This window comes from Sphaerospermopsis sp. LEGE 00249 (genome assembly GCF_014299995.1).
Lineage (GTDB): Bacteria > Cyanobacteriota > Cyanobacteriia > Cyanobacteriales > Nostocaceae > Sphaerospermopsis > Sphaerospermopsis kisseleviana.
The window spans coordinates 1-10,446 of the sequence record NZ_JACJUZ010000113.1; the positions used below are offsets into that span (position 1 = coordinate 1).

The 10,446-nt window shown below is 37.8% G+C and carries 11 protein-coding genes; 1 reads left to right on the plus strand and 10 read right to left on the minus strand.

Annotation, left to right across the window (positions count from 1 at the left end):
- Positions 1-316: 316 nt before the first annotated feature.
- The 5 genes from H5968_RS23575 to H5968_RS23595 form a co-directional block, all read right to left on the minus strand.
- Positions 317-1,060 carry a Uma2 family endonuclease gene (locus H5968_RS23575; RefSeq protein WP_187041882.1) on the minus strand — a complete coding sequence of 248 codons (744 nt, stop codon included), beginning with the start codon at positions 1,058-1,060 and terminating at the stop codon, positions 317-319.
- 244 nt (positions 1,061-1,304) lie between these two features.
- Positions 1,305-1,826: a hypothetical protein gene (locus H5968_RS23580; protein ID WP_187041883.1), complete on the minus strand. Its 522-nt coding sequence runs from the start codon at positions 1,824-1,826 to the stop codon at positions 1,305-1,307.
- A gap of 59 nt (positions 1,827-1,885) precedes the next feature.
- Positions 1,886-2,323, minus strand: coding sequence for a hypothetical protein (locus H5968_RS23585; protein ID WP_137669267.1), 438 nt, complete (start codon positions 2,321-2,323; stop codon positions 1,886-1,888).
- 155 nt (positions 2,324-2,478) lie between these two features.
- The gene (locus H5968_RS23590; RefSeq protein ID WP_187041884.1) at positions 2,479-2,661 is read right to left on the minus strand and encodes a CsbD family protein; all 183 of its coding nucleotides are present in this window, start codon (positions 2,659-2,661) and stop codon (positions 2,479-2,481) included.
- A 397-nt stretch (positions 2,662-3,058) separates the two neighbouring features.
- On the minus strand, positions 3,059-3,412 hold the full coding sequence (locus H5968_RS23595) for a hypothetical protein (RefSeq protein ID WP_187041885.1): 354 nt from the start codon (positions 3,410-3,412) through the stop codon (positions 3,059-3,061).
- A 353-nt stretch (positions 3,413-3,765) separates the two neighbouring features.
- Between H5968_RS23595 and uvrB the strand changes: the two genes are divergently transcribed.
- Positions 3,766-5,763 (plus strand): excinuclease ABC subunit UvrB, encoded by a 1,998-nt coding sequence (uvrB, locus tag H5968_RS23600; RefSeq protein ID WP_370569804.1) that lies wholly within the window; start codon positions 3,766-3,768, stop codon positions 5,761-5,763.
- Between the two features lie 54 nt (positions 5,764-5,817).
- Here uvrB and H5968_RS23605 read toward each other — a convergent pair whose 3' ends face one another.
- The 5 genes from H5968_RS23605 to H5968_RS23625 all read right to left on the minus strand — a co-directional run bounded on the left by H5968_RS23605 (position 5,818) and on the right by H5968_RS23625 (position 10,387).
- Entirely contained in the window at positions 5,818-6,291 is a 474-nt protein-coding gene (locus H5968_RS23605; RefSeq protein WP_187041886.1) for a hypothetical protein, read from the minus strand.
- A gap of 20 nt (positions 6,292-6,311) precedes the next feature.
- Entirely contained in the window at positions 6,312-6,770 is a 459-nt protein-coding gene (locus H5968_RS23610) for a hypothetical protein (protein WP_187041887.1), read from the minus strand.
- 37 nt (positions 6,771-6,807) lie between these two features.
- Positions 6,808-7,428, minus strand: coding sequence for a hypothetical protein (locus tag H5968_RS23615; RefSeq protein ID WP_187041888.1), 621 nt, complete (start codon positions 7,426-7,428; stop codon positions 6,808-6,810).
- Positions 7,429-7,640: 212 nt separating this feature from the next.
- Complete coding sequence (gene ftsH3, locus H5968_RS23620; protein ID WP_137668077.1) at positions 7,641-9,482, minus strand: ATP-dependent zinc metalloprotease FtsH3; 1,842 nt, start codon at positions 9,480-9,482, stop codon at positions 7,641-7,643.
- Positions 9,483-9,595: 113 nt separating this feature from the next.
- Complete coding sequence (locus H5968_RS23625) at positions 9,596-10,387, minus strand: aminotransferase class IV (protein ID WP_187041890.1); 792 nt, start codon at positions 10,385-10,387, stop codon at positions 9,596-9,598.
- Positions 10,388-10,446: the final 59 nt, after the last annotated feature.

Sequence of the window (10,446 nt, forward strand, 5' to 3'; positions counted from 1 at the left end):
GGTGACTGGTGACTGGTGACTGGTGACTGGTGACTGGTGACTGGTGACTGGTGACTGGTGACTGGTGACTGGTGACTGGTGACTGGGTAATCAATTTTATGTTTTTTAATCAACTATTAAGCTGTTACACAGCTAAATTGTATAATCCTAATATTCTGAACTCTTGTTTAACAGGCAAGATGCCTGTTCCACTTATACAAATTAAATGCACAACAGCTTACCAATTACCAATTACTAATTACCAATTACCAATTACCAATTCCCAATTCCCAATTCCCAATTCCCAATTCCCAATTCCCAATTCCCAATTACCTAATTAACTTAAACTTTCAGGATCAACACCCAAACTCTTGAGAATTTCTGCTAATTTCCGGGCTTTTTCTTCAGCTTCCAAACGTTGTCTTTCAGATTCTAAACGTTGTCTTTCCGCTTCTAAAAGTTTTTCTTCCGATTCCTGAATCCGTTCTTCTGGGGTAAAAAATCTTTTTCCCTGTTCATCAAACCAATATAACCATTCTCTAGTTATACCTTGATAAGTTCCCCTTTCTCTGCCAATTCCTAAACCTATTTCTGGCAACCAAACGGGATTTCCTGAGAGTAGTACATATTCTCCATCAACTAATTTATAAACTTCTAAAGGTTCTTTTCTCTTGCGGAGGGGATTATAAACCACATAATATAAAATCCCAAATTCATGGGCATAAAAATCCTTTTTATTGCTATATTCTCCCCGATAGGTTTGGGAAACAACTTCTAAAACCAAAATCGGTAATTTATTTTCTTCCCACAATACATAACTAGGACGTAAACCTTCATCAATAAATCTATGTACCCCAATACTTAAAAACCCATCTGGGACAATTGCAGGTTGATAAGGGTCATGATATATTCCCATATCTACACCAAAAAACCAATCCCATCTTTGAGACCACAATAAAGCAAGAATGCTTTCTAGCAAACCAGGAATGAGATGCTGTAATTGATTATCCACTGGTGTGTCGTCAGAGTCGGGTAATTCTTCTGAAGATGGTAAACAATGCAATGGGTTGTAATTGAGCATGATTGATTTTACCAATTCTTTTTTTATTATATATGATTTGTTTCATTAAGGTTTATAAGCTGTTGTGCAGCTAGATTGTATAATAGGGAATTAGGTAACTAAGCTATCGCTTCTGAATTATGCCAGCAAAAAACCATCTATCTCAAGAACAGAGAGAAAAGACTGGGAATTAATTCCCAGGCGGTTCAGGAAGCTAATCGAGTATGTTGTAAGATGTAAGGATTGAAATCTTTACCCATAAACCTTACTTCCGACCACCCAACCATTTAGCCGCCGCAATACCGATAATTCCTGCCACAATAGGATTACTCAAAAACTTAATAATTCCTGGTTGTTCTGCTAACACATCACGGAAAACATCAGGATGATTATGATAAGTAAAAGATGCAAGCGTACTCACATCATCAGCAGTCATGCGGTTAGGGTGATGGGTAGAAAGATTTAACTGCTGTTCTAACCTTTTCTCATCCAGTCCTCGTTCCTTTAATTGTTTGAAAAATGCTCTTGCAACATCATCTCTTTCATTCGGTTTAATTTGAGAAATGGCCTTTTGTAATTCCGGATCCATTTGACTGGGAGGGATACGTTCTGGATGCAAAGATTGATTAAATAAATGTCTTCTTTGATCCTTGGTTGTGCGTTGAGCAAAATCATCAAAGGTTTCGTACTCATCCGTTGTCATGGCGTTGAGATTATCCAAAGATTCTACATTTCCCTGCGCCAAATCTTGTAAAATATTACGTCTATATTCTTCACTACTTCTCACTGTAATTATCTCCTATATTTTAGGGTTGTTAATTTCGTAATATTTGAAAAACAATCCTCCTAGCTATACCTAATTTGATTAGTCTGAGCAACATAATCAGCAGTCAAAATTAGTTTTTTATCAGGACTATATACCAAAACCTTCACATCCTGATTAGGAAAATTCTTTCTAAAACCTTGTACCAAAGAACTCGCTAAAGGACGCACTTCATTAGGACTAACTTGAGGAGAAATAACCACACCTAGCTTATTATTATCTCGCACATAAGCATCAGTAATTAACCCCTTAGAAGTTTGTACAACCCAATTACCAAAATTTTGCCCTGCGGGAGTATTACCACGTTCTAATTCAGCATAAGTCACATCTCTTCCCACCGCTGGAGTCGTTGAGCGATCAACTTCTGCAACTCTTCCCCCACCACAAGCAGAGGTTAAAGTTAATATTAAAATCAAGACAAAAGCAGTCAAAATTTTACGACTCTCCTGAATTAGATTCATAATTTTTCTCCTCAGACAAATAAAAATTTAAGTCCTATTTTTAAGTCCTATTTTCAGGAAGGTTCGTAGTTAGGGCTTTAGCCCTAAAAAACATGGGAATTTAGCGATAAATCGCCCACTACGAACCTATAGGGATAAATCGCAACTACGAACTATTAATCAAGCTTTTTCTTGACGTTATCTTTGACATCTTCTACAGCGTGACGTACTTCGCTTTCCGCTTGTTTAGCTTTACCTTCTATTTTATCTTCTGGATCTCCAGTAACGTTTCCTAATGCTTCTTGTGCTTTACCTTCAATATTTTTTGCTGTAGCTTTTGCTCTTTCTTCTAAAGTCATTTGTTGTCCTATTTGTTTGCAATTACTATTCCACACTAGCGGTAATATAGGCTGATTACTTCCACCATCAGGTATACAGTTGATGTTAAATATCTATACAAAAAGGAATAAATAAGCAAATATTCTGATTCTTGATTTTAGCATTTTTCCCATAAAAAATCCCAGTTTATGAATAAGACTGGGAAAAATTGAAAATGACCTCTCTCTTCAAGGAAGAGGATTGAAAAAGCGGATTTTTTTTGGTTTTTTCCCCTGGAAAGGGGAGCTTTTAAACCGTATGGCTAACGCCACGCTACGCTATCGGCTGACGCTCACGGCGGAAGCCTTGAATGAAACAATTATCAATTGTCAATTGTCAATTATCAATTGATAAAAGTATGAGGATAATTTTGGTAAATTAGTCTAGAAAACCCATCAAAATATCAGAGTCATCAATTGTATTTGATGCTACTGGACGATTACCAAAAATTGAATAGTTTTCGGAAACTACCAACGCACTAGAACCGATGGGACGATTTCCAGATAAGTTGATACTGTTTACAACGCTGAAGGTATTGGCACCAATGGGACGAATACCCATTGCATTGTATGTGTCAACTACTTGTAAGCTACTTGTACTGATAGGACGTAAACCAGCAATTGATACTGTTCCTGCAACTTGTAACCCACTGCTACCAATAGGACGCTCTCCAGCGACTACAATTGTTCCTTGAGAAGCTTGTTCTGTATTACCTTGGTTATTTTCTTCCACTTTTTTATCTCCTTTGCTGCTAAGATGCTTTGTAAACTAACGCATCTAGCTGGTTACGTGAATTTTACAATAATTAAGGAAAGGTATTTTTTCCTAATATATGTAGAGTTTAACTCTAAAAAACAACCCATATATATAAGTTTCTTCAAAAGTGATACATAAGTAAACTTAAACTATTAATTTATGTAAACAAGTATTGCTAAATCTTGATTGCTTTCAGATCCCCGACTTCTTCAGGACTGACGCAGCGTAGAACAGAAGTAGGGGTAATTCATGAATTACCCCTACGCAAGAAATGGTAGACCATATAGGATGTCGCTACTATAGGAAAGGGTATATTGAACGAAACAGTGATCATGGAATTTAGTCTGCAAGCTCCTTTTACTCCTACAGGTGATCAACCACAGGCGATCGCTCAACTTTTGAAAACCATCCAAGCGAGTAATCGTTATCAAACTTTACTCGGTGCGACGGGAACGGGTAAGACGTTTTCTATCGCCGCAGTTATTGAAAAAGTTGGTAAACCTACCCTAGTTCTGGCACATAATAAAACCCTAGCAGCCCAGTTATGTAACGAGTTACGGGAATTTTTCCCCCATAACGCAGTCGAGTATTTTGTTAGCTATTACGACTATTACCAACCAGAAGCTTATATTCCCGTCACTGATACCTACATCGAAAAAACCGCAGCGATCAATGATGAAATAGATATGCTGCGACATTCTGCAACTCGTTCTCTGTTTGAAAGGCGTGATGTAATTGTTGTTGCTTCCATTAGTTGTATTTACGGTTTAGGGATGCCCGCAGAATACCTCAAAGCCGCAATTAAACTAGAAATAGGTATGGAAGTTGACCAAAGGCAAGTTTTAAGAGATTTAACATCTGTGCAATATAGCCGCAATGATGTAGAAATGGGAAGAGGTAAATTTCGCGTTCGTGGTGATGTTTTAGAAATTGGGCCAGCTTACGAAGATAGAATAATTAGAATTGAATTTTTCGGCGATGAAATTGACGCAATACGTTATATTGATCCTATCACTGGAGAAATTCTCAGCAGTTTAGAAAAAGTCAATATTTATCCTGCGCGTCACTTTGTCACCCCAGAAGAACGTTTAGAAATTGCTTGTGCTGATATCGCTGCGGAATTAAAATCACAGAAATTAAAATTAGAAGAATTAGGAAAATTAGTAGAAGCACAAAGAATAGATCAACGGACTCGTTATGATCTTGAAATGTTAAGAGAAGTGGGATATTGTAACGGTGTAGAAAATTATTCTCGTCATTTAGCAGGGAGACAAGCGGGAGAACCACCAGAATGTTTAATTGATTATTTTCCCAAAGATTGGTTATTAGTAATTGATGAATCTCACGTTACATTACCACAAATTCGCGGAATGTACAACGGTGATCAAGCACGGAAAAAAGTTTTAATTGATCACGGTTTTCGTCTTCCTAGTGCTGCTGATAACCGTCCTTTAAAAGCTGAGGAATTTTGGCAAAAGGTTAATCAATGTATTTTCGTTTCTGCAACTCCTGGAAGTTGGGAAATTGAAGTTTCTGAAGATAAGATTGTAGAACAAGTAATTAGACCTACTGGAGTAGTTGATCCAGAAATATTTGTTCGTCCCACGGAAGGTCAAGTTGATGATTTATTAGGAGAAATTAAGGATAGAGTTGATAAAAAAGAACGGGTTTTAATTACTACGTTAACTAAAAGAATGGCGGAAGATTTAACAGAATATTTGGAAGAGAGAGGAATAAAAGTTAGATATTTACATTCTGAGATTAATTCTATTCAAAGAATTGAAATTTTACAAGATTTAAGAAATGGGAAGTTTGATGTTTTGGTAGGGGTGAATTTATTGCGGGAAGGTTTGGACTTACCAGAGGTTTCTTTGGTGGCTATTATGGATGCAGATAAGGAAGGTTTCTTGCGTGCGGAACGTTCATTAATTCAAACTATTGGCCGTGCTGCGCGTCATATCAACGGTAAGGCAATTATGTATGCTGATAATTTAACGGATAGTATGATTAAAGCGATTGAAGAAACTGATAGAAGAAGAGGTATCCAAATGGCTTATAATAAAATGCACGGGATTACACCGCAACCGATTGTTAAGAAGTCGAGTAATGCAATTTTATCATTTTTAGATGTTTCACGGCGGTTGAATGCGAGTGATTTAAAAGTGGTTGATGAACATATTGATGAATTTGCTTTGGAGGATATTCCTGAGTTAATTACTGTGTTGGAAAAACAGATGAAAGAAGCAGCGAAAAAGATGGAATTTGAAGAAGCTGCAAAATTGCGCGATCGCATTAAGCATTTAAGGGATAAAATGTTGGGTAGGTAATTATGGAATTTTTGTATAGAACTAGGAATTTAGCCAATAAATTATTTAAATTGTTTACTTCATAAATTCCTTTTTTTCTTGATCAGAAATGTAACCCTGTTTAACAGCTTTATTAACCAAATCCCGTAAAAATCGTCTAAATCCGTATAAAAATTGAACTTTCTCTAAGGTAAATTTATGTGTTTCATGAGAATAACCATACTCTTGCCAAATACAATTTATTTTCCAAGTATCTAATGACTTAAAACTAATTGCGAAACCACTTTCAGGAAAATCCAATTCAATGTTTTGACCTATTAAAAGCTGATAAATTTTTTCTGGCAACTCTTCTAGTACCAGGATTATATCAGGATCTAAGAATATTTCCTTTCTCTTTTTTCCAAGTTTGATTAAAACTTTTTGATTATTTCTAAAACAAAAAAGTCTTAACCCCATTTCTAAATGAGAAAGTTCACCTTTAGGATCTTCAGGGGGTAGACAATATTCTACATTGACAGATTCTTCTAATTTCAGAGAAAATGTATTCATTCTTACCTCTTGCATAAGATTTAGCTTAGTCTAAATGTATCTAAAACAGGATATCCACAATTGAATGTTCCATCATTTTTTCTTTTAATAAATACACGAGTTACATTTTCAATAATAGTTCCGTTAGTTTGATAAACTCTGCCAATAGGACGTTTAAAATCCAAAATATATCTACCTGGATATTTAGGTATAATTTGCTCCGCCTCTACCCAGTCTTCTTCATTTAACCATTGTTCTTGAGGATTTTGTGTACTGGCTATTCTTCCCCTTAATTGCTCTATTCTAACTCTAGGTCCATGATGTCGCTCAATATTATCATAGGCTTTTGTTGATCTAGGATTATTCCATTGTGGTTCTTCTCCCTTACCTCTCCACACAAACCCACTTCCTACTTCTACATTAGGATTTGTTATCTCCTGTTGTATAACTTCCGCTGATGGGTAATTTTGCTGAAAATTTGGATAATTATTGTCACTCAAAACGCCCAATTCCCCTAATTCTAATTGTAGTATTTGATCAAAACCATTTTCTCATGTTTTTATGAACTTGTGACAAATACCACATATAATCATCAATTTTAAACTTATCCGCAGCTTTGACAATATACTCTTTTGCTAACTCTTCATTCCCCTCAGCTTCATAATACAAACCTAAATAAAGATGACTGTAAAAATTACCTTTTAAACCTTCTGATTTACCCACAATCAAAACATCATCAGTTGTACAATTACCCGCAAATAAATCATAGACACAACGCATAATTTTCCGGGGATCATTTTTCACAGGTAATAAAGAATTTCTAGCTTCTTCCACACCCGATAACCTAGCAATACAAAGATATCTCCACACAGTTTCTTCTACATCCTGTGCATTGACAGTTAAATCAATTTCAAATTGTTTTGCACCTTCGGCGAATCTTTCCGCATAATAATAAGATAAACCCCGTTGCCAAAGATAGGGAATAATTCGATCATCTAATTTTTCTGCGGTATCAAAATCTGTAATTGATTCCTCAATTTTCCCCAATTGAAAATAAACCATTCCCCGACGAATGTACACATTAGGGTTATTTGGTTGTTTAATAATTGTTGCGTTCCAGCGTTGCAATTGACTTTCTAAAGAGTTGATAAAAAACATAGATTTTGTGATGAAAAATGATCATAAAATGACTTTTTATCTTTGTAGGGTTTTAGTAGTGCTAAACCCATACTCCTAAATTATTACTAATTCCATTGAGCAGAACATTTTTCCCTATCTTCCTATTCCGTCTTCCCTAGCAAAAAAATCGGGGTATTTCCAGAAACCACAGAAATACCCCCATCTGAAAAACTGATTAAATTGATTAACTACTATGCAAAAGCAGCAGTTCTCACATCATTATTAGCCAGAATTTCTTGCAATTCATCAGCGTCAACGGTTTCTTTATCAATCAACATTTGGGCAATTTGATCCAAAATGTGACGGTTACTTACTAAAACTTCCTTAGCCCGTGCGTAAGCAACATCAACTAATTTACGCACTTCTTCATCAATGGCAGCGGCGGTTTCTTCGGAGAAATCACGCTCAGACATGATATCTCTGCCTAAGAACATATTACCTTGTTGACGACCCAAGGCAACTGGACCCAAGCGATCGCTCATGCCAAAACGAGTAATCATTTGTCTGGCAACTCGCGCTACTTGTTGCAAGTCGTTGGAAGCACCAGTAGTTACTTCCTCTTCACCAAAGATAATTTCTTCAGCTAAGCGACCACCTAAAGCCACGGCCATCTGATTTTCCAGATATGCACGGCTATATAAACCTGTATCCATGCGGTCTTCGCTAGGAGTAAACCAAGTCAAACCACCAGCACGACCACGGGGAATAATGCTAATTTTCTGTACAGGGTCATAGTCAGGCATTAATGCACCAACTAAAGCATGGCCAGCTTCGTGATAAGCAACCAAGGTTTTGCGCTTTTCGCTCATTACTCGGTCTTTCTTTTCTGGACCTGCTAACACCCGGTCAATAGCATCGTTAATTTCATCCATCGAAATTTCGGTTAAATTCCGACGTGCTGCTAAAATTGCGGCTTCGTTTAACAGGTTAGATAAATCTGCACCGGTGAAACCAGGAGTCCGACGGGCGATTTTATCCAAGTCCACATCTTTAGATAAGGTTTTACCCCGTGCGTGAACTTTGAGAATTTCGCTGCGGCCACCGTAGTCGGGACGGTCTACCACAACTTGACGGTCAAAACGACCAGGACGCAATAAAGCAGCGTCGAGAACGTCAGGACGGTTGGTGGCTGCAATGATGATAATGCCGGTGTTACCTTCAAAACCATCCATTTCGGTGAGTAACTGGTTGAGGGTTTGTTCCCGTTCATCGTTACCACCACCTAAACCTGCACCCCGTTGACGACCTACTGCGTCAATTTCATCAATGAAGACGATACAAGGAGCGTTGGTTTTTGCTTGTTCAAATAAATCGCGGACGCGGGAAGCACCCACACCCACGAACATTTCCACAAATTCAGAACCGGAAATACTGAAGAAAGGGACACCTGCTTCTCCAGCTACAGCACGTGCGAGGAGGGTTTTACCAGTTCCTGGAGGTCCGACTAATAATACACCTTTAGGAATTTTTGCACCAACAGCGGTAAAGCGATCGGCATTTTTCAAAAAGTCTACAACTTCGTTTAATTCCAGTTTAGCTTGGTCAATACCTGCTACATCGCCAAAGGTGACTTGGGTTTGGGGTTCCATTTGTACCCTAGCTTTGGACTTACCAAAGTTCATCGCTTGGCTACCAGGACCTGTTTGGGCGCGACGGAGTAAGAAAAATAAACCAACCAACAGCAATACAGGGAAAAATAAGCTGCTCAGTGCTTTAAACCAAAATCCTTCGTCGGTTTGGGGTAATACGGCAATATCAACACCTTTATCTCTCAGAGTATTGATTAAATCTGGATCGCTAACTAAGGTGACACGCTTTTTATTGGGGTCGTATTTAGGTGTAACAATTGCTGTAGAACGATCTGAACTGAGACTGACTCTTTCTACTTTGCCTTGATCAACTTCTTGAATAAATTGACTATAGCGCCATGTTTCTACTTGGGGGGGTTGGTTGTCAAAAAACGCAGTCCCTAAAGCAATTACTACAATAAACAGCAGCGCATATAGCCCCGCATTTCTCCATCTTTTATTCACTGAGGTCTATCCTCCTGTATTTTTTGGGCGTTAGTGTAAGGTCTCTAAAATAAGAGAGGGCTTTATGAGAATTATGTTAACTTATCTTAAGATATACCAAAATGGCGTTCCTGTCATGGTAGAAATAATCCTTTAAGTTCTAAAAAGCAAGGATGCTTAGGATTATATTCTAACGATCCGGTGGGCTGATGTACGGTATGAATGGGAATTATCTCGACAACGCTGTTAGTGTAGGCGATCGCTGCAAATTCTTTGACTAGCTGTGGTGTCCAAGGTGCTTGCTGGATGGTGATTTGACGGTTTTGTAAATGTTGGATAATGTGCGATCGCTCTATCCCTGGCAATATTCCCACTTCTAATGGTGGTGTCCACCAACTGCCATCTTTCCAACCCCAAAGATTACCTGTACTGGTTTCTAACCAATTGCCCTCATTATCTATTAAAATCGCTTCTTCGGCGTTTACGGCTTGACCATTATTTTTCGCTAACCAAGGACTCAAATAATTGCCTGTTTTATGGTTGGGGAGAGAACGGGCAAATTCTGGTTTTGCAAGTCCAGCAATTATACCATTATTTTGTTTTTCTGTCAAGTTTGCTGGTAATAATCTACCTGTGATCCATTCTCTCCCATCGGGAAAAATAGTAATTCTGATCACGGGAAAATGCTGTAAAAGCATTTCTGCACCTTGACGCACAAAATTCCAATTTGGTTCTGGCCAGTTGAAAGTTTGTAAAGTTAATTGCAAGCGTGAACAATGAGCTTTCCAGTTAGTTAAACTCTGATCAAGGGAATGATCATAAACTCTTAAAGTTGTAAAAACTGTAGCTCCAAAAAGCAAACCTGGATCATTAATATTTAATTCCAGAGTTTGCGATTCTATTAATTTACCACAATACCAATACATGACTGGGGACTGGGGACTGGGGACTGGGGACTGGTGACTGGGGACTGGGGACTGGGGAC